The organism is Streptomyces sp. NPDC060049, assembly GCF_042736715.1.
Classification (GTDB): domain Bacteria; phylum Actinomycetota; class Actinomycetes; order Streptomycetales; family Streptomycetaceae; genus Streptomyces.
Genome location: NZ_JBHWVV010000004.1, coordinates 398,088 through 416,927, shown reverse-complemented (window position 1 = coordinate 416,927; position 18,840 = coordinate 398,088). Strand labels below are relative to the sequence as shown.

Genomic DNA, 18,840 nt, shown 5'->3' with positions numbered 1-18,840 from the left:
GGCAGCCTCCTCACACGTCGATCTTCGACATACGGCGGATGAGGACGAAGCCGACGGCGAAGAGGCCCAGCGACACCAGCACCGCCATCTGGCCGATCAGGGCGCCCGTCATGCGGTCCAGGGCGCCGGGCATCATCCAGTTCACCAGCAGTAGTGCCCCGAGTCCGATCGCGGGCACCAGGTACGCCGTCGCCGTCACCTGGGACAGCTGCGTCCGGATCTCCCGCCTCGTCTCCTTGCGCTGTTCCAGCGTCACCGTCAGGTTCCGCAGGCTGCCGACGATCGCGCCGCCCGCCCGCGCCGACAGGACGAGGGTGGAGACCAGGACGACCAGTTCCCGCGACGGCAGGCGCTGCGTCAGCTCGCTCAGGGATTCCTCGATGGAGTGGCCGATGGCGAGGCGGTCGGCGACGCGTGTGAGTTCCTCGCCCGCCGGGGCTTCGAGTTCCTCCGCCGCTATGCCGATGGCCGTGCGCAGGGCCAGGCCCGCCTGGGTGGCGTTGGCCAGGATGCGGGCGAGTTCGGGGAGTTGGTTGATGAAGCGTTCGGTGCGCCGGGTGCGCTGCCAGTTCAGGAAGGCGTTGGCCGCCCAGAGGCCCAGCGCGCCCGCGACCGGGCCGAAGAACGGGGCCAGCAGGGATGCGGCTATCAGCCAGACGGCCGCGACCGAGGCCAGCATGGAGACGAAGAACTCGCCCGGGGTGGTGTCCAGGCCGGTCGTCGCCAGCTTGATCTCGATGCGGCGCCCCAGCTTCGTGCGCCGCAGGCGCCGGTCGAGACTGCGGAAGCGGCGCACGCGCCCGACCGGGTCCGGTGCTCCGCTCGCCGAGAGGCGTTCGATGAGGGCGGCGCGCTGGGCGCGGCCCGCGGAGTAGGCGTGGACGCCCCACACCACGAACAGGCAGGCCAGCAGTGCGGCGCCGAGGGTGAGGGAGACGTATGGGTTCACAGGGCGGTCCGTGTGGTGAGTTCGTCGTCCGACAGGGCCACGCCGAAAGCCTGCGGGATCGGCTGGCTGTTCATGTAGAGGCGGTCCGCGATGCGGCGCGGCAGGGGAAGGTACTGGAAGTAGCCGCGTACGCGGTTGTCCGCGCCCATCGGCTGCGGTACGAACCGGCAGACCGTGGTGATCCGGAACGGTTCGCGGCCGTGCGAGTCGAGGATGGAGATCTCGGTGATGCGCCGGGTGCCGTCGCCGAAGCGGGTCAGCTGGACGACGACGTTGACGGCGCTGTTGATCTGGTCCTGGAGCGCCTCGAAGGGGATCTCGACCTCCGACATGGAGGCGAGGGTCTGGAGGCGCATCAGGGCGTCTTCGGAGCTGTTGGCGTGGACCGTGGCGAGGGAGCCGTCGTGGCCCGTGGACATCGCCTGGAGCATGTCGAGCGTCTCGCCTCCGCGGACCTCGCCGACGATGATGCGGTCGGGGCGCATGCGCAGGGAGTTGCGTACGAGGTCGCGGATGGTGATCCGGCCCTTGCCCTCCACGTTGGCGGGCCGGGATTCGAGGCGGATCACGTGTGCCTGCTGGAGCTGGAGCTCGGCGGAGTCCTCGATGGTGATGATCCGCTCGCCCTCCGGGATCAGTCCGGACAGGGCGTTGAGCAGGGTGGTCTTCCCGGTGCCGGTGGCGCCGGAGACGATCACGTTCATCTTGGCCGCGACCAGGCCCGACAGGAGCAGGAGCATCTGCTCGTCCAGGGAGCCGAGGCCGACCATCTCGCGCAGGGTGAAGGCCCGGGGGAAGCGGCGGATCGTGAGTGTCGCGCCGGTCAGGGACAGCGGCGGGATGATGACGTTGACGCGCTCGCCGCTGGGCAGGCGGGCGTCGACCATCGGGTTGGCCTCGTCCACGCGGCGGTTGACGGTCGAGACGATGCGCTCGATGGTCTGCATCAGCTGGTCGTGCGAGGCGAAGCGGAGCGGGAGCTGCTCGACGCGCCCGGCCCGTTCCACGAAGATCTGGTCGGGGCCGTTGACCATGATCTCGGAGATCGTGGGGTCTTCGAGGAGCGGTTCGAGCACGCCGAGGCCGAGCGCCTCGTCGACGACGCGGCGGATCAGCTGGGCGCGCCCGTCCGTGGACAGGACGGGGCCCTCGCGGCTGATGATGTGGCCCAGCACGCGTTCGAGCCGCGCCCGGCGCTCGGCGGGGGCCAGCGCGGACATCTCCGCGAGGTCGATCTCCTCCAGCAGTTTGGCGCGGTACGAGGAGACGAGCCGGCCGTCCTCGCGCGGGTTGTGGCGGTCGTCCGGTGTGTTGACCCGGGAACGCAGGCTCATGGTCTCGTCACTCCTTCGGGTCGTCGTTGGGCATGATCACCGTGGCGGTGGCGTCTTCGAAGGAGACGCCGGGGAGGACGGAGTTGACGCGGATGGTCGCCCTGGCCGTGACCGCGTCGGCCGTCTTCGTCACGGTCACCGTCGCCTCCAGGCTGCCCGTGACGGCCCCCTCGCCCGCCGCCTCACCGCCCCTGCCCGTCCGCGCCTCCACCCGGGCCGCCGTCCGCGCCGCCGTCTGCGCCTGCTGGTGGACGTACGCGACCCAGCCGAGCTGGATCCCGCACAGGGCGACGAGCAGCAGGATGGGGATGAAGCCGATGTACTCCAGCGCTACTTGGCCCCGGTCCGCTTGGTTGCGCCGCCTCATGGCGTCATTCCTCCCTCTCCATCGCCGCACCGGCCGTGCCGTCGATCGAGCCGAAGTCGAGCCCGGGGAACAGCACCGGGATCTTGAGGTTGACGGTCGCCTTGTAGACGCCCCCCGACGCACCGCAGTCCACGGACATGCTCCAGCTGCTCCCGACGTACTTGCCCGCCGCGGCCCGGCACTCCGCGGCCCCCTTCACCGCTCCCGCCCGCGCCGCCTCGTCCGCGGCGTTGCCCGCGAGCGAGAACGCGTACCCGATCAGCACGCACTCCCACACGGCCGCGACGAGCAGCAGGATCAGCGGCACCGTGCCGACGAACTCGACCGCCACCTGCCCCTGGTCGCCGCGCCCGCCCCGTCTGCGCGCGGGCACCCCTCAGCCCTCCCGGCCGCGCCGCGGCCACGGCCCGAGCGCGCCCCGGTCGCCGCCGCGCAGCCTGGCCAGCGGCCCGGAGGTCCGTACCGCCACGGCCGCGCCCGGCTCGGCGCCGGAGTGGGCGGTCAAGGGGGCGGAGGTGTCCGCGGCCGCGGTCTCCGGGGGTGCCAGCAGGCCCAGCTCCCCCGCCACCGTCCACAGCGCCTGCTTCACCGTCGACCTGTTGTCCAGGTCCTGCACCCGCCCGGCGTCGACGACCGCCTGGAGTTCCTTGAACGCGGCCGGCACCGGCGTCCGTACGGCCCGGGTCTTGGTGATCTTCTGGATCAGGGCGGGCTGGATCTCGGTGTGCTTGGTCCAGCGGTTGACGACCACCGCGGTGTCCTGCGCCTTGCGGACCTGGAGCCGTTCCCACATCCGGACCATGCGCTTCGCCGCCCGCACCGCGACCACGTCTGGGGTGGTGACCAGCACCGCCACGTCCGCCGTCTCCACGGCAGCCGCATTGGCGCCCGTGACCTGGGTGCCGCAGTCGATGACGACGAGCTCGTACCGGGCGCGCAGCGCGGCGATGATCTGCCGGGCGGCCCGGTCGTCGACCTCTTCGCCGCGCTCCCCTTCGGCCGGCGCCAGGAGCAGGGCCAGGCCGGTCCGGTCGTCGTAGACGGCGTCCTGCAGGACGCGCGGCGAGATGTCCTGGATGCCGGCGAGGTCGGCGATGGAGCGGCGGAACTGCACGTCGAGGTACGAGCCGACGTCCCCTGCCTGGAGGTCCATGTCGACCAGTGCGGTACGCCGCCCCGCGGCGGCCGCCGCCAGCGCGAACTGCACCGCCGTGAAGGTGGCGCCGACCCCGCCCTTGGCCCCGGTGACCGTGACGACGCGGCCGCCCGGGCCGGTGAAGACATCGGGGCCCCGGCCCAGGTGGCGGCGTACGCCCACGGACCACTGGGCGGCGGCCTGGACGCGGGCGGCGAGCTCCTCGTAGGCGAGCGGGAGGCCGACCAGGCCCCGCGCGCCGCAGTCCATGGCAGCGGAGAAGAGCGCGGGGCTCGAGTCCGAGGTGACGAGGACGACGCCGATCGCCGGGAAGCGCAGGGCGACTTCGCGGATGAGTTCGAGGGCGGGGAGCGGACCGATCCGCTCGTGGACGAGGACCACCTCGGGCAGGTCGTCGAGGGACTCGCCGGCGAGCCGGCCCAGCATGTCGAGGAGGGAGGCGGAGTCGGGTACGGGGGCGGCCGGCTCGGCTCCGGGCAGCTGGCTGAGGAGGGTGGCGATGACACGGGCGGCTTCCGGGTCGCCGACCGCGGGGAGGATGCGGGTGCTCAGGGTTGCCATCCGGGCCTCACTTGTCCCCGTCGAGGGTGTACGTGCGGTCGTTCGGGCCGGGCGCGGAGTCGGTGCCGGGGGCCACCAGGGCCAGGCGTACGTGCTCCGCGAACGACTCGGCGTACGCGACGCGCTGGGTGTCCTTGGTGTTCAGGGCGAAGGTGATCGGGACGGCCTCGGCGGGGCCCTTCTTGTCGCTGTCCTTGTCGAGCGGGGTGAGCTTGCCGACGTTGATGACGCGGGCGTTCGCGACGATGATCACCGCGCGGGACGGGTCGCCGTCCTTGGCGCCCTTGAACGTGGCGATGATGTTGACCTTCGCGCCCGAGTTGATCTTTCCGGCCACCCCCGTCGCGGCGTCGATCATGATGGCGATCTCCTGCTCGCCGGGCTGGAGCTGCGGCCGGTCGACGAACATGTCCGTCTGGAGCAGCGAGCCCGTGCGCAGCGTGGTGAGCGCGATCTTGTCCTTGAGCTGGCCGAGGTCGGTGACGGCGCTCGCCGAGAGCCACCGCCGGGGGACCGTGACCTCCTCGAACTGTCCGGCCGCCAGCGGGCTGTACGGGGCTATGTCGCCCTTCACCCGGTAGGCGACGACCTCGTCCCCGACCTTGGAGTTGACGTCGCCGATCACCACGAGGACTCCGCCGAAGGCGGCCAGGGCGCACAGGACCGACAGGAGCAGCAGGATGACGCCGCGGCGCTGGCGTGAGTTCATGGCCGTACAACCTCGCCGTTCTTGATTCGTTCGGGGCCGGTCAGGATCTGGATCTGGAGCGGGTGGCGGGCCGCCCCGCCGGGGCGGTCGCCGGCGGTGGCGCGGTCAGCGGGGCCGCGCAGAAGCCGCAGCGGTCGCCGATGAGTTCGAAGCCGCACCAGCGGCACTCCTCGCGGCGGACCGAGGCGACGAGCTGGTAGAGGACAGACGGGTCCGGGATGGCCGCGGCGAACTCCACGAGCTTCGGCGTGGCCCACCAGGCGGGCGAGTCGGCCGGCAGCGGGTTCTCCATGACGCCCTGGACCTGCCAGGCGGGTGCCAGGTCGCCGACCACCCAGTCGGAGGCGAGCTGGCCCCTGGCGAAGGTGAGGTGCGTGGCGTACGCGGGCCCGGGGGGCAGGGAGCCGGAGGCGGCGCCCCCGCCGCCGTGGGCGCCGGACGAGCGCCGGGAGAGCGCGGAGCCCCCGGGTTTCGGGGCGCCCGAGGGCTTGGAGGCGCCCAGCTTGACCAGGTGCGGGACCGGGTTGGCCAGGACGGCGAACAGTGCGTTCGGCTGCCACGACTTGGCGTGCGCGCCGAGCCCGACCGGCACCCGGTCGAGCTTGGCCACCGTGCCCAGCAAGGCGCCCGCGTGGATGTAGTGGGAAAGCAGCCGGGCGGCGGAGGCGAGCACGCCGGGGCTGAAGTCGCAGACGCTGAGCTGGCGCAGCTGACGCACCAGCAGGGCCGTTGCCAGCGGCGGGAGATCGATGTCGAGGAGCGCCATCCGGTCGGTTTCCAGGATGGCGCGCACGGTGTGCAGCCGGTGGACCGTGGCGGCCGGGAGCCAAGGCGGCACGACGACGACGAGATGGCCGTGGCGCTCCAGAAGGGCGGCAGCCTGGGAGAGCGAGCCCTCCAGGTCGATCTGCTGCGGCGGCGATAACACGGCCGCCGTCGGGGTGTGCCGGTCCGGGGCCGGCAGCACCAGATCGGCGCTGGTGACAGCAATGGCGGTCGGCACGCGCATCCCCCCGTTCACCCCATGCCCAGCGGACGTTCACACCACCCGGCAGTCCGTCCGCGGACGGCTCCGGGCGCGCGCCGCACATCCCCACACGGCCGCGCACGCGCTGCGCGACCGCAAATGATCAGCCCTCGGCCCCCTTGCCCCAGCACCATATCCGCGTCCCCCCTGGCAGGGCAGGGGCTTGCCCATTCCTGTGCCACGAGCACATGTCACAGGTGGCGGGAAACCCGGACAACCGGGATCGGAACCCGTGCGCCCGGGTCGATCGGTTCAAGCCATATTGCAAACACCCTTGACATGGACATTGGACTAGACCAACTTGTCGGTGGGGCACCCCACTTGCCCCGGACGCGTACCTCACATCCCCTCTCTCCCCCCACCGGAGCCCACGTGAACCGCATACGCTCCCTCGCCGTACCCCTCGCCGTGACGCTGACCGCCGGCGCGCTGACCGCCCTCGCCGCCGGTACCGCCCAGGCCGCCGACGTCAACGTCGCCCGCAACGGCGGCTTCGAGTCCGGCCTCGCCAACTGGACCTGCACCTCCGGCAGCGGCGCGGTCGTCGCCTCCCCCGTCTTCGCCGGCGCCGCCGCCCTGAAGGCCACCCCGGCGGGCCAGGACAACGCCCGCTGCAGCCAGAGCGTCACGGTCAAGCCGAATTCGACCTACACGCTGAGCGAGCAGGTCAACGGGTCGTACGTGTACCTCGGCGCGACGGGGACCGGCACCCAGGACGTCTCCACCTGGACGCCGGGCACGGGCGGCGGCTTCCAGAAGCTGTCCACCACCTTCACCACCGGGCCGAACACCACCCAGGTCACCGTCTACACCCACGGCTGGTACGGCCAGCCGGGCTACGTCGTCGACGAGTTCAGCGTCTTCGGCCCCGACGGCGGCGGCGGCACCGACCCCGCCCCGACCGTGCCGGGCGCCCCGGCCGGCACCGCCGTTTCCGGCCAGAGCTCCAGCGGGCTCACCCTTTCGTGGAACGCGGTCGGCGGAGCCACCGGCTATCACGTGTACCAGGACGGCGTCCGCGTCCGGACGGTGACGGGCACCTCCGCGCAGATCACCGGGCTCACCGCGTCGACCTCGTACTCCTTCCAGGTGAGCGCGTACAACGCGGCGGGCGAGAGCCCGAAGGCGGCCTCCGTCACCGGCACCACGACGGGCGGCGGGGGCCCCAACCCGAACCCCGCGGTGCCCCGGCACGCGCTGACCGGCTACTGGCAGAACTTCAACAACGGCGCGACCGTGCAGAAGATCTCCGACGTGTCCTCGCAGTACGACATCATCGCCGTCTCCTTCGCCGACGCCACGACCACGCCCGGCGCCATCGCCTTCAACCTCGACTCGGCGGGCCTCGGCGGCTACACGGTCGCCCAGTTCAAGGCCGACATCGCCGCGAAGAAGACGGCCGGCAAGTCCGTCATCCTCTCCATCGGCGGCGAGAAGGGCACCATCTCGGTCAACGACTCGGCGTCGGCGACCAACCTCGCGAACTCCGCGTACGCGCTGATGCAGGAGTACGGCTTCAGCGGCATCGACATCGACCTGGAGAACGGCCTGAACCCGACCTACATGACGCAGGCGCTCCGCGCGCTGGCTGCGAAGGCCGGCCCCTCGTTCGTCCTCACGATGGCCCCGCAGACCATCGACATGCAGTCGACGCAGGGCGGCTACTTCAAGACGGCGCTCGCGGTGAAGGACATCCTGACCGTCGTCAACATGCAGTACTACAACAGCGGCTCGATGAACGGCTGCGACGGCAACGTCTACTCCCAGGGCTCGGTGGACTTCCTCACCGCGCTGGCCTGCATCCAGTTGGAGGGCGGTCTCGACCCCTCGCAGGTGGGCATCGGAGTTCCGGCCTCCCCGAGCGGCGCGGGCAGCGGCTACGTCTCGCCGGCCATCGTGAACAACGCGCTGGACTGCCTGACCAGGGGCACGGGCTGCGGCAGCTTCAAGCCGTCGAAGACCTACCCCGGACTGCGGGGCGCGATGACCTGGTCGACCAACTGGGACGCCAAGGCGGGTAGCGCTTGGTCAAACGCGGTGGGTCCGAAGGTCCACGGCCTGCCGTAGCAGGTAGGTGTGTGGGGGTGGCCGACCGGCCGCCTGCTGGCTGGTTCCGATTCTTGACCCGGACATGCCACGAGAGCACGCTGTGCGCGTCCGCACGGCTACCCCCCACTCCCACCCAGGAGAACGCATGCGGCTCCACCACCGCCGAAGGGCCGCCGTCACGGCGGCCCTTCTCGCGCTCGCGCTCGGCGCACCCGCCTACGGCATGAGCGCGACGGCAGCCCCGCCACCCACCCCGTCCACCGCCACCCAGGACGAGGCGATCGTCCAGTACGAGATCCAGGGCCCGGCCACGGCGGCCGAACGCACCGCCCTGCTCCGTACCGGCGTCTCCATCGACGAGGTGGACGCCCGCTCGGTCGTCGTCAGCGCCGACACCATGCAGGCGAAGAAGCTGCGCGCGCTCGGCTACGAGCTGACCGCGCTGCCCGGACCGCCGGACCGCTCCGACGGACGCGACATCGCCGCCGGGGTCAACGACTTCCCGTCGAAGGACGCGCTCTACCACAACTACGCCGAGGCGAACGCGGAGATCGACCAGCGCATCGCCCAGTACCCCTCGATCATGAGCAAGCGGGTGATCGGGAAGTCGTACCAGGGCCGGGACCTCGTCGCCATCAAGATCAGCGACAACGTCGCGGCCGACGAGGCCGAGCCCGAGGTCCTCTTCACCGCCCACCAGCACGCACGTGAGCACCTGACGGTCGAGATGGCCCTCTACCTGCTCAAGGAGTTCGGCTCGAAGTACGGGACGGACACGCGCGTCACCAACATGGTCAACGGCCGCGAGATCTGGATCATCCCCGACCTCAACCCCGACGGCGGCGAGTACGACATCGCCTCCGGCTCCTACCGCTCCTGGCGCAAGAACCGGCAGCCCAACGCCGGCTCCTCGTACGTCGGCACGGACGAGAACCGCAACTGGAACTACAAGTGGGGCTGCTGCGGCGGCTCCAGCGGCAGCAAGAGCTCCGAGACCTACCGGGGCGCGGCGGCGGAGTCGGCGCCCGAGGTGAAGGTGGTCTCGGACTTCGTACGGAGCCGTGTGGTCGGCGGCAAGCAGCAGATCACGGCCGCCATCGACTTCCACACCTACAGCGAGCTCGTGCTGTGGCCGTTCGGTTGGACGTACAACGACACGGCGCCCGGTCTGACCGCCGACGACCTGGCCGTGTACAAGAAGATCGGCACCAGCATGGCGGCCGGCAACGGCTACACGCCGGAGCAGTCGAGCGACCTGTACATCACGGACGGGACGATCGACGACTGGCTGTGGGGCAACCAGAAGATCTTCGCCTACACCTTCGAGATGTACCCGACCGGCTCGGGCGGCGGCGGCTTCTACCCGCCCGACGAGGTCATCGAGCGCGAGACGGTGCGGAACAAGGACGCGGTGCTCCAGCTGCTGGAGAACGCGGACTGCATGTACCGCTCGATCGGCAAGCAGGCGCAGTACTGCCCGTAGTGGTCCGCACGCGCCGGGGCGCCCCACCGCCAGGGGGGCGCCCCCTCGCCGTCTACTCCTTCTTCACGTCCTCGGCATTGCGCCAGATGGTGAGGTCGACGGTGATGTACCTGCTCGGCTCGTTCGCACCGGACTTGCCGCGGTAGGTCGCGACCGCGACGTGCCCGGCCTTGCTCAGCACGCAGATCTGCGATCCGTCCGTGAGCTGGTCGAGCCCGACCTTCTCGGTGAAGCGGGTCACGGCGCGGCAGGTCTCCAGCGAGCCCTTCTCCGAGTTGTTCAGCAGGACCAGCTTCCCGTTCGCGGTGCCGAACCTCTCTTCCCCGAACAGGGTGTCCCGGTAGTAGTAGAGGTCGCCGTGTCCGTAGCTCACGCCCGCGCCGCTCGACTCCTCGGCCGGGCGCGGCGGGTTGTCGGCGAACATCAGCTGGTGGTTCTGCGGCACGTCGATGCCCTGGTAGGAGACCGGTTGCGGATCGGCCCGCTTCTGGTCCGCGCCCGGGGAGGCGCTGCTGCCGGCCGCGGCGCCGCCGGACCCCTTGGAGTCGCCGGCCCCGCCCTTGCCGTCCGGCAGCAGGGACCCGACGACCGCGAGCCCGATGACCGCGGCCACGACGGCCCCGGCGACGATCAGCCCCGTCCGCTTGGGGCGGGGCTGCTGGGGCGGCGCGAACCCCTGGGTGTGGAAGGGCGGCGGAGTGCTGTAGCCCGGCGTGTACTGGGGCTGCGGGTACGGGTGCTGCGGGTACGACGGCTGCGGGTACGGGGACCGCGCCTGCGAGGGCTGCGGGGGCGGCGTCCGGTAGCCGGGCGGCACCGCCCCCGGCCCGGGCTGCGCCAAAGCGGCCTGCGTCGGCGCGGCGGCCACGCCGGTCGGCGTGTACGCGGGCGCGGCGGCGGCCGGCGGAGGCGTACTCGGGGCCCCGGGCGGCGGGGAGAGCTCGGTCGGCGTCGCAGCCGGCGCCGCGGTCGGCGGCTGCGGCGGCGGGGTGGGCGCCGGGGCGGGCAGTCGCAGCCGCTCGGTGATGGAACCGGCCACCTCCCGCGGCAGCCAGTCCTCGCCCTGGCGCAGCGGGACGGCCGAGGCTTCGTTGCACAGCTCGATGATCTCGGTCACCGTCGGGCGGTCGGCCGGGTCGCGGCTGAGGCAGCGGGTCACCACGGGCCGCAGCTGCGGGCTCAGCCCGCTGAGGTCGGGGTCCTCGTGCACGATCCGGTAGAGCACCGCGTGCGAGGGTCCGTCGCCGTAGACGGAAGCCCCCGTCGCGGCGAAGGCGGCGATGAGGCCGAGGGCGAAGACGTCGGTGGCCGCGGTGACCGTACCCGCCGACGCCTGTTCGGGCGCCATGAACGCAGGGGTTCCGACACTGACGCCGGTGCTGGTCAGCGCGGTGCTGTCGGCGGCCCGTGCGATGCCGAAGTCGATGACCCGCGGGCCGTCGGAGGCGAGGAGGACGTTGGCCGGCTTCAGGTCGCGGTGGACGATGCCCGCGCCGTGGATGACGTGGAGGGCCTCGGCGACCCCGACGGTCAGCAACAGCACGCTGCTCGCGGGCAGTCCACCGTGCCGGGCCACGGCGTGCGCGAGCGAGGGGCCGGGCACGTAGGCCGTGGCCAGCCAGGGCTGGGAGCCCTCGGTGTCCGAGTCGATGACCGGCGCCGTGTAGAGGCCCTGGACCCGCTGCGCGGACCGCACCTCCTGCTGGAAGCGCCGCCGGAACTCCGGGTCCTCGCCGAACTCGGCGCGGATCACCTTGATGGCGATCGGCCGGCCGCCCGGCGTGTAGGAGAGGTACACCTTGCCCATGCCGCCGGCGCCCAGGACCGCCGCGAGGCGGTAGCCGCCCACGACGGCCGGGTCGTCCGCCTTGAGCGGTTGGAAGAAGTCGGCCGAAGGTGTACTGCCCATGTAAGGAACCATCCCCCTGCTAGCGGCGATACAGCTCCCGCCGACGCCCCGAAGTCACCCGCGAGGGTACCCAATGTCCGGGTCCCCGGCGCACCGGAACCCCGTGGCGGCGCCCGGAGTCGGGCGCCGCCGTTCCGCTGCTATCCGAGCACCGCGAGGGCGTCGATCTCGATCAGCAGCCCGTCCGGGAGTCCCACGTACACGGTGGTGCGGGCGGCCGGGACCTCCTTGAGGCCCTGCTCCTCGAAGTAGGCGTTGTAGAGGTCGTTCATCTCGGCGAAGTGGCCGGTGTCGGTGAGGTAGACGCGGATCATAATCGCGTCGTCCCAGCTCGCGCCGCCGGCCTCCAGTACGGAGCGGACGTTCTCCAGGGTCTGGAGCGTCTGCTCGCGCAGCGTCGGCCCGGCCGGCGTCGGCGGCCTCCCGTCCACGTGCGGCAGGAAGCCGACCTGGCCGGCGACCTGGAGGATGCTGCCCTTGCGCACGCCGTGCGAGAACCTCGCGGGCGGCGCGGTGTGGGAGCCGGGGGTGATGGCGGTCTTGTCGGTCATGACCGGTCTTCCTGTTCGGGGCCCGAGCCTGAGTACTCGCGGCCGATGGCGTCCGCGGTCCGCCGGACGAGCGGGAGCAGTTCGAGCAGCCCGTCGGCGGAGAGGACCACGCCGGGGGCGGACACGGACATCGCGGCGACCACGCGTCCGCCGGGTCCGCGGACGGGGGCGGCGAGGCAGTTCAGCGCCTCCTCGTGGCCGCCGAAGTCGGTGGCCCACCCCTGCGCGCGTACGAGGTCCAGCTCCCGCAGGTACGCGTCCGCGTCGGGGGTGGAGCGCGGGGTGTACGCCGGGTAGTCGATCCGCAGCGCGAGGGCGCGGCGCTCCTCCTGCGGCAGGTCGGCGATCAGCAGCTTGGCCACCGCCGCGACGGTCAGGGGCACGGGCCGGCCGATGCGCGAGTACATCCGCACCGGATAGCGGCTGTCGACCTTGTCGACGTAGACGACCTCGTCGTCCTGGTGGAGCGCGAGGTGCACGGTGTGCCCGGTGATCCGGTTGAGTTCGACGAGGTGCGGGTGCGCGACGTCCCGCACGTCGAGGTTCTCGAGGGATTCGGCGGCCAGCGCGAAGAGGGCGGCTCCGAGCCGGTAGCGCCCGTCGGCCTGCCGGTAGACGAGGCCGTGCTCGTGCAGGGTCCGCAGCAGCCGCAGCGCGGTGCTCTTGTGCACGCCGAGCACCTCGGCGACCTCGCCGAGCCCGGCCGGGCCCTTGGCCAGGGCGGGCAGGATCCGCAGCGCCCGCTCCACCGACTGGCTCACGCCGCGTACCTCCGTGTGCCGTCCTGTGGGCGCCGTGGGCCCGTTGACCCGCCGTCATCCGGGATGTTAGACAGCATGCATCCGTACACGCAACGACCGTTGCGCACGACGCAACAACCGCGACACCCGGGAGGCACGTACATGCCCAGCGACCCCGTCCAGGCCCTCGCCCAGGAACCGGTCGACCACCGGTTCAAGGGGCTCCCCCCGGACGCCGAGGACGCGGGCCTCACCGTCGGCCGGCTCGCCGCCGAACGGCGCAACCTGTACACCGGCGGGTTCACCACGCCGGTGCTCACCCTCGACGCCGACGCGCTGGACCACAACCTCGCCGCCCTCGGTACGTACGCCGAGCGCCACGGGCTCGCCTTCGCCCCGCACGGCAAGACCTGCATGGCCCCCCAGCTGTTCAACCGTCAGCTCGCCCAAGGCGCCTGGGGCATCACGGCCGCCGTCCCCCACCAGGCCCGGGTCTACCGCGCCTTCGGCATCCAGCGCATCTTCCTCGCCAACGAGCTGGTCGACGCCGCCGCCCTGCGCTGGGTCGCCGCCGAGCTCGCCGCCGACCCCGACTTCCGGTTCGTCTGCTACGTGGACTCCGTGCGCGGGGTCGAGCTCATGGACCGGGCCCTCCAGGGCCAGGCCCAGCGCGTCGAGGTGGTCGTCGAGCTCGGCGCCGGCGAGGGCGCCCGCACGGGGGCCCGCAGCGACGACGACTGCCGGGCCGTCGCCGACGCCGTGGCGCGGGTGGACACGCTGCGCCTCGTCGGCATCGCCGGCTACGAGGCCGAGGTGCCCGGCGCCGAACCGGAGTCCGTGCACGCGTACCTGCGCCGACTCACCTCGCTGGCCGTCGAGTTCGACAAGGCGGGGCGGTTCGCCGATGCGCAGGAGATCGTCGTCAGCGCCGGCGGCTCCGCCTGGTTCGACGCGGTCGCCGACGTGTTCGCCGAGCTCCCGGAGCTGTCGCTGCCCACGCTCAAGCTGCTGCGCTCCGGCGCGTACGTCTCCCACGACCACGGCTGGTACACCCGCCTGACCCCCTTCAACCGGGTTCCCGAGGAGGGCGGCCTGCGACCCGCCTTCCGGCTCTGGGCGCAGGTCGTCTCCCGCCCCTCCCCCACCCAGGCGTTCGTCAACGCCGGCAAGCGCGACATCGCCTACGACCTCGGGCTCCCCGAGGTCGAGCTCGTGCGCGACCCGCTCGACGGCACCGAGCGGCCGGCCCCGGGCGTCCGCGTCGTCAAGCTCTCCGACCAGCACACCTGGCTGGAAACGGACTCCGCCGAGGACCTGGACGTCGGCGACTGGGTGGCGCTCGGCATGTCCCACCCCTGCACCATCTTCGAGAAGTGGCCGCTCATCCCGGTCGTGGAGGCCGACGGCACGGTCACCGACTACGTCCGGACCTTCTTCTAGGACATGGACCTGGTCATCCGAGGGGCCCGCGTCGTCGACGGCACGGGCGGGCCCTCCTACACCGCCGACGTCGGGATCCACGAGGGCCGCATCGCCCGGATCGGCAGGCTCGGCGGCGGACGCCGGACCCTCGACGCCCACGGTCTGGTCCTCTCCCCGGGGTTCGTCGACATGCACGCCCACAGCGACCTCGCGCTGCTCCGCGACCCGGACCACAGCGCGAAGGCCGCCCAGGGCGTGACCCTCGAAGTCCTCGGTCAGGACGGCCTGTCCTACGCCCCCGCCGACGATCGGACCCTGGGCGAGGTGCGGGCCGCCATCGCCGGCTGGAACGGCACGGGCGAGGACATCGACTTCACCTGGCGGGACGTGGGCGGCTACCTCGACCGCCTCGACGCGCAGGGCATCGCCGTCAACGCCGCCTACCTCGTCCCTCAGGGCACCGTCCGCGCCTTGGCCGTCGGCTGGGACGACCGTCCCGCGACCGCCGCGGAGCTGGACCGGATGCGCGCCCTGGTCGCCGAGGGCCTCACGCAGGGCGCCGTCGGCATGTCCTCCGGCCTCACCTACACCCCCGGGATGTACGCCTCGGGCGCCGAGCTGACCGAGCTGTGCCGCGTGGTGGCGGCGTACGGCGGCTACTACTGCCCGCACCACCGCTCCTACGGGCGCGGCGCGCTCGCCGCCTACGCCGAGATGGTCGAGCTGACCCGCGAGGCCGGCTGCGCACTGCACCTGGCGCACGCCACGATGAACTTCGGCGAGAACCGGGGCCGCGCCCCCGAGCTGCTGGCCCTCCTGGACCGGGCGCTGGCCGACGGCGCCGACATCAGCCTCGACAGCTACCCGTACACCCCCGGCTGCACCACGCTGGTCGCCCTCCTGCCGAGCTGGGCGAACGAGGGCGGACCCGAGGCGGTCCTCGCGCGCCTGCGCGACGACGGGGAATCCGAGCGGATCCGTTACGCGCTGGAGGTGGAGGGCGCCGACGGCTGCCACGGCGTGCCCGTCGACTGGTCCACGATCGAGATCGCCGGGACCACCGATCCGGCCTACGGCGCGCACGTCGGCACGCGCGTGCGCGACTGGGAGAGCGCCCGGCGGCTGCTGCTCGGCGACCGGCTCGGCCCGAGCATCCTTCAGCACGTCGGGCACGAGGAGAACGTACGGGCGATCATGCGCCACCCGGTCCACACGGGCGGCTCGGACGGCATCCTGCAGGGTGCGAAACCGCACCCCCGGGCCTACGGCACCTTCCCGCACTACCTCGGGCACTACGTGCGCGAACTGGGCGTCCTCTCCCTGGAGGAGTGCGTCGCCCACCTGTCGGGCCGCCCGGCGGCCCGGCTGCGCCTGCCCGACCGGGGGACCATCGCGGTGGGCCACCGTGCGGACCTCGTCCTCTTCGATCCGCGGACGGTCGCGGCCGGGTCCACGTACGAGCGTCCGCGCGCCTTGCCGACGGGGATCCCGCACGTCCTGATCGACGGGCGGTTCGTGATGCGGGACGGACGCAGGACGGACGTCCTGGCCGGGCGGTCCGTGCGCCGCACCCCCTACCGGGGCCGCTGAGGCCCCGTCGTCGACGGCCGGCGGGGCCCCTGGCCGCATCCGCCGGAACGGGTGGGAACCGACCGGCCGTTCGAGCCGGGCCGCCTACGATGGCGGCATGCTCGCCTTCGTCCCGGCCGCCCTGTTCCTCGCCCTCTTCGGCGTGAGCGTCCGGGAGGACCGCCGGCGCTTCCGCAACGCCGTCTACCTGGGACTCACCGTGATGTTCCTGTCGCTCGGCCTGCTCACCCTGGTCCCGGACCTGCCCCACGGACTCGGCACGTTCGTCGTCGCGACGGTCCTGCTGGTCCCCGCACTCGGCACGGTCGCGCTCGGCGTCTTCCTGATCGGCAACGGCCTGACGATGGTCCGCAAGGAGGGCCGCAGCCCGGCCAACCTGCTCTCCCTCATGGCGGGGGTGGGCATCTTCGCCCTGATCGCCTTCGTCCTGGCCCTGGGCAGCCTGAGCTCCGGACCGCTGGACGCGGTGGTCGCGGGCGTGGTCCTCCTCGCCGGCTACGTCTCCTTCCTCTTCCTCTGCTTCCTCGCCTACGCCTTCCTCTACGGCCGGATCAAGGTGCGCGGGGACGTCGACTACGTGGTCGTGCTCGGCTCCGGCCTCATCGGCGGCGACCGGGTCCCGCCGCTGCTGGCCTCGCGGCTGCGCAAGGGCCGGGAGATCCACGACGCCCAGATCGCGCGGGGCGGCCGGGTGCCGCTGCTGCTGGCCTCCGGCGGCAAAGGGACGGGCGAGCAGCTCGCGGAGGCCCGGGCGATGGCCGACTGGCTGATCGAGCGGGGCGTGCCGCGGGAGCACCTGCGGCTTGAGGACCGCTCCCGCACGACCGAGGAGAACCTCGACCACAGCCGCGAGATCATGCTGGCCGGGAACCCGTCCTACCGCTGCGTGGTGGTGACCAACGACTTCCACGCCTTCCGCGCCGCGATGACGGCCCGCAAGGTCGGGGTGAACGGGCAGGTCCTGGGCTCGCCGACGGCGAAGTACTTCTGGCCGAGCGCGACGATCCGCGAGTTCGCGGCGGTCTTCTGGGAGCACAAGATCGTCAACCTCGGGATCTGCGGCGGGATCGTCGCGCTGACCGCACTGCTGGCGATCAACCTCTGAGGCGCGGAGTATGGGGCCAGGGGGAATCCCGAGGAGGTACGCGATGGCCAGTGAATCGGACCAGCAGCCCCAGCGTCCGGCCCATCTCTACACGGGTTCGGAACGCCCCTACGACCCTGAGGACCTCGTGATGGCGCGCGGCCAGGAGCCGACTCCGGAGCGGCTCGAAAAGGCGCGCCAGCTGATCGAGAAGGAAGGCGCGAAGGCCCTCGAGCGCTACCTCCCGTAGCCGGACAGGGGCGCGGGGCGCGGTCCCCGGTGGTATCCCCGGACGGAGTCCGGGGGATGTGTGAGGGCGGGGCGGGGAGCGGCTCGGCCGAGCGGCCCCCCGCCCCGCCCGGTCGGCGCGCGGCGCCGGCCGGGCCGCATCCAGACTCGGTGGACGCTCGTTAGCCGTGCGGGGGGCCGATCCGAAGGACGACGCACGATGCAGACGACCGAGACCCCCGCCGCCGTCGACTGGGACCACCCCGCCGACCCACCGCCCGGCCTGCCCCTGGCGCACGTGCGCGCCTACGTCGACACCTCCGGGGCCGACGGCCACCTGTGGCGCGGTGTCCCGACGCTGCTGCTGACCACGGTCGACCGGCTCTCCGGCCGGGCCGTGCGGACCCCGCTGATCTACGGCAAGGACGGCGCCCGCCACATCGTCCTGGCGACCGCCGCGGAGGGCCCCTGGGGCATCCCCTCCTGGTACCGCAACCTGACCGTGCGCCCCGAGGTCCGCGTCCAGGTCGGCGCCCTGACCGCGCAGGCCCGCGCGCGGACGGCGACCGCGGTGGAGCGGGAGATGTACTGGGAGGTCATGACCGCCCTGTGGCCCGCCTACGAGGACCAGCAGGCGGCGGCCGCGCCCCGGGAGATCCCGCTGGTCATCATCGAACGCTGACCCCGCCCCCTCACGGCCCCGCGGCTTTCCGTCGCCACCCTTCAGTCGCGGTCGTACACCGTGACGTCGATGCCCTTCGCGCAGAGCTGCTCCAAGATCAGCGGCTCGACACGTGCCCACGTGCCGCCTCCGAGTCCGCACCCGATGCGTGGCATGTGGACCGAGGCCCCCAGCTCGACGGCGTGGGCGGCCAGCGCGGCGAGGCATCGCTCGACCGCCTCGTAACGGATGGGCGGGCCGCCGCTGCCGGTGCGCATGCCGTGCTGGCCCACCATGTTCGCGACCCAGGTGTCCGGGCGGACCGGGACGATCCGCACCGCGCCGAGGCCGAAGTCGTTCCCACCGCGCCCCCGGTACCAGGCCCGGTACTCGGCCTCCGGTTCGGTCCAGCGTTTCGACAGCGCGAGGACGAACCCCTTTCCCCAGCCTCCGCGATCGTTGCAGACGTGCGCGATGATCTTCGGCCCCTTGGCCTGCGGGCTGGTCGCGTCCCCACCGATGATCTTCAGTTCCGTCATCCCGGCAAGGTACCGGCCCCCTGTGACAACGCAGGAAGACACTTGTTCCCTGGTGCCGGCCCCACCCGGGCGGGCCGCCCCGCCCGCATCCCGTTCCGGCGCGCGGCTACAGGTACTCCCGTGCGAACTCCACCGCCCACTCGACCGCGGTCACGGGAACGGGACCCGAGTGGGGGTCGATGGTGAGGTGGGCGGCCTCCCAGTCGCCGTCCTGCTCGCGGTGGATGACGAAGACGGCCGGCACCTGGGCGCCCTTCGGGGTGGCCCAGAACTCGATGGCCCGGTCGTCACCGTCCGAACCGAGCGCCTCGATCACCATGTCCCCGACCGTGAACTCCACTGCCCCACCCCTCGCACCCGCGCGCCCTCACGACCTCGGCACGGCGCCCCGCGGCCCCGTGCGCACACGCCCCAGCCTCCACCGGGCGCGGGCCGCGCCGCATGAGTGCGCGTACTCAGGCCCGTACTCACACCCGCGCCG

At 72.3% G+C, this 18,840-nt stretch carries 19 protein-coding genes; 7 read left to right on the top strand and 12 right to left on the bottom strand.

Annotation, left to right across the window (positions count from 1 at the left end):
* Nucleotides 1–10: 10 nt before the first annotated feature.
* The 7 genes from ACFWBY_RS09630 to ACFWBY_RS09600 are packed head-to-tail and all read right to left on the bottom strand — an operon-like array spanning nucleotide 11 to nucleotide 6,085.
* Nucleotides 11–949, bottom strand: coding sequence for a type II secretion system F family protein (locus ACFWBY_RS09630; protein ID WP_385337025.1), 939 nt, complete (start codon nucleotides 947–949; stop codon nucleotides 11–13).
* Nucleotides 946–2,283: a CpaF family protein gene (locus ACFWBY_RS09625; RefSeq protein ID WP_385337022.1), complete on the bottom strand. Its 1,338-nt coding sequence runs from the start codon at nucleotides 2,281–2,283 to the stop codon at nucleotides 946–948. The genes ACFWBY_RS09630 and ACFWBY_RS09625 overlap by 4 nt, the downstream gene beginning before the upstream one ends.
* Nucleotides 2,284–2,290: 7 nt before the next feature.
* Entirely contained in the window at nucleotides 2,291–2,650 is a 360-nt protein-coding gene (locus ACFWBY_RS09620) for a TadE/TadG family type IV pilus assembly protein (protein WP_385337020.1), read from the bottom strand.
* A 4-nt stretch (nucleotides 2,651–2,654) separates the two neighbouring features.
* Complete coding sequence (locus ACFWBY_RS09615) at nucleotides 2,655–3,023, bottom strand: TadE/TadG family type IV pilus assembly protein (RefSeq protein ID WP_385337017.1); 369 nt, start codon at nucleotides 3,021–3,023, stop codon at nucleotides 2,655–2,657.
* Between the two features lie 3 nt (nucleotides 3,024–3,026).
* Nucleotides 3,027–4,358, bottom strand: a complete 1,332-nt coding sequence (locus tag ACFWBY_RS09610) for a CpaE family protein (protein ID WP_385337081.1) — start codon at nucleotides 4,356–4,358, stop codon at nucleotides 3,027–3,029.
* Between the two features lie 16 nt (nucleotides 4,359–4,374).
* Nucleotides 4,375–5,076, bottom strand: coding sequence for a Flp pilus assembly protein CpaB (locus ACFWBY_RS09605; RefSeq protein WP_385337014.1), 702 nt, complete (start codon nucleotides 5,074–5,076; stop codon nucleotides 4,375–4,377).
* Nucleotides 5,077–5,116: 40 nt separating this feature from the next.
* The gene (locus ACFWBY_RS09600) at nucleotides 5,117–6,085 is read right to left on the bottom strand and encodes a hypothetical protein (RefSeq protein ID WP_385337012.1); all 969 of its coding nucleotides are present in this window, start codon (nucleotides 6,083–6,085) and stop codon (nucleotides 5,117–5,119) included.
* Nucleotides 6,086–6,475: 390 nt separating this feature from the next.
* On the opposite strand from ACFWBY_RS09600, the gene ACFWBY_RS09595 reads away from it, so the two are divergent.
* Both ACFWBY_RS09595 and ACFWBY_RS09590 read left to right on the top strand, forming a co-directional pair.
* On the top strand, nucleotides 6,476–8,170 hold the full coding sequence (locus tag ACFWBY_RS09595) for a chitinase (protein WP_385337009.1): 1,695 nt from the start codon (nucleotides 6,476–6,478) through the stop codon (nucleotides 8,168–8,170).
* 127 nt (nucleotides 8,171–8,297) lie between these two features.
* On the top strand, nucleotides 8,298–9,635 hold the full coding sequence (locus ACFWBY_RS09590; RefSeq protein WP_385337007.1) for a M14 family metallopeptidase: 1,338 nt from the start codon (nucleotides 8,298–8,300) through the stop codon (nucleotides 9,633–9,635).
* Between the two features lie 52 nt (nucleotides 9,636–9,687).
* On the opposite strand, the gene ACFWBY_RS09585 is transcribed toward ACFWBY_RS09590, so the two are convergent.
* The 3 genes from ACFWBY_RS09585 to ACFWBY_RS09575 form a co-directional block, all read right to left on the bottom strand.
* Entirely contained in the window at nucleotides 9,688–11,544 is a 1,857-nt protein-coding gene (locus ACFWBY_RS09585; RefSeq protein WP_385337005.1) for a protein kinase, read from the bottom strand.
* A 140-nt stretch (nucleotides 11,545–11,684) separates the two neighbouring features.
* The gene (locus ACFWBY_RS09580) at nucleotides 11,685–12,095 is read right to left on the bottom strand and encodes a RidA family protein (protein WP_385337002.1); all 411 of its coding nucleotides are present in this window, start codon (nucleotides 12,093–12,095) and stop codon (nucleotides 11,685–11,687) included.
* Entirely contained in the window at nucleotides 12,092–12,856 is a 765-nt protein-coding gene (locus ACFWBY_RS09575; RefSeq protein ID WP_385336999.1) for an IclR family transcriptional regulator, read from the bottom strand. Before ACFWBY_RS09575 ends, ACFWBY_RS09580 begins: the two co-directional genes overlap by 4 nt.
* Nucleotides 12,857–12,997: 141 nt before the next feature.
* Between ACFWBY_RS09575 and ACFWBY_RS09570 the strand changes: the two genes are divergently transcribed.
* From ACFWBY_RS09570 to ACFWBY_RS09550, 5 genes are all read left to right on the top strand, one after another.
* Nucleotides 12,998–14,275, top strand: a complete 1,278-nt coding sequence (locus ACFWBY_RS09570) for an amino acid deaminase (protein ID WP_385336997.1) — start codon at nucleotides 12,998–13,000, stop codon at nucleotides 14,273–14,275.
* 3 nt (nucleotides 14,276–14,278) lie between these two features.
* Nucleotides 14,279–15,847, top strand: coding sequence for an amidohydrolase family protein (locus tag ACFWBY_RS09565; protein WP_385336993.1), 1,569 nt, complete (start codon nucleotides 14,279–14,281; stop codon nucleotides 15,845–15,847).
* A 97-nt stretch (nucleotides 15,848–15,944) separates the two neighbouring features.
* A complete protein-coding gene (locus ACFWBY_RS09560; RefSeq protein ID WP_385336990.1) occupies nucleotides 15,945–16,952 on the top strand; it encodes a YdcF family protein in 1,008 nt (335 codons plus the stop codon).
* 43 nt (nucleotides 16,953–16,995) lie between these two features.
* Nucleotides 16,996–17,181, top strand: coding sequence for a hypothetical protein (locus ACFWBY_RS09555; RefSeq protein ID WP_385336987.1), 186 nt, complete (start codon nucleotides 16,996–16,998; stop codon nucleotides 17,179–17,181).
* A 198-nt stretch (nucleotides 17,182–17,379) separates the two neighbouring features.
* The gene (locus ACFWBY_RS09550; RefSeq protein ID WP_385336985.1) at nucleotides 17,380–17,841 is read left to right on the top strand and encodes a nitroreductase/quinone reductase family protein; all 462 of its coding nucleotides are present in this window, start codon (nucleotides 17,380–17,382) and stop codon (nucleotides 17,839–17,841) included.
* Nucleotides 17,842–17,882: 41 nt separating this feature from the next.
* On the opposite strand, the gene ACFWBY_RS09545 is transcribed toward ACFWBY_RS09550, so the two are convergent.
* Both ACFWBY_RS09545 and ACFWBY_RS09540 read right to left on the bottom strand, forming a co-directional pair.
* A complete protein-coding gene (locus ACFWBY_RS09545) occupies nucleotides 17,883–18,359 on the bottom strand; it encodes a macro domain-containing protein (protein ID WP_385336982.1) in 477 nt (158 codons plus the stop codon).
* A gap of 106 nt (nucleotides 18,360–18,465) precedes the next feature.
* Nucleotides 18,466–18,699: a hypothetical protein gene (locus tag ACFWBY_RS09540; RefSeq protein ID WP_385336980.1), complete on the bottom strand. Its 234-nt coding sequence runs from the start codon at nucleotides 18,697–18,699 to the stop codon at nucleotides 18,466–18,468.
* Nucleotides 18,700–18,840: the final 141 nt, after the last annotated feature.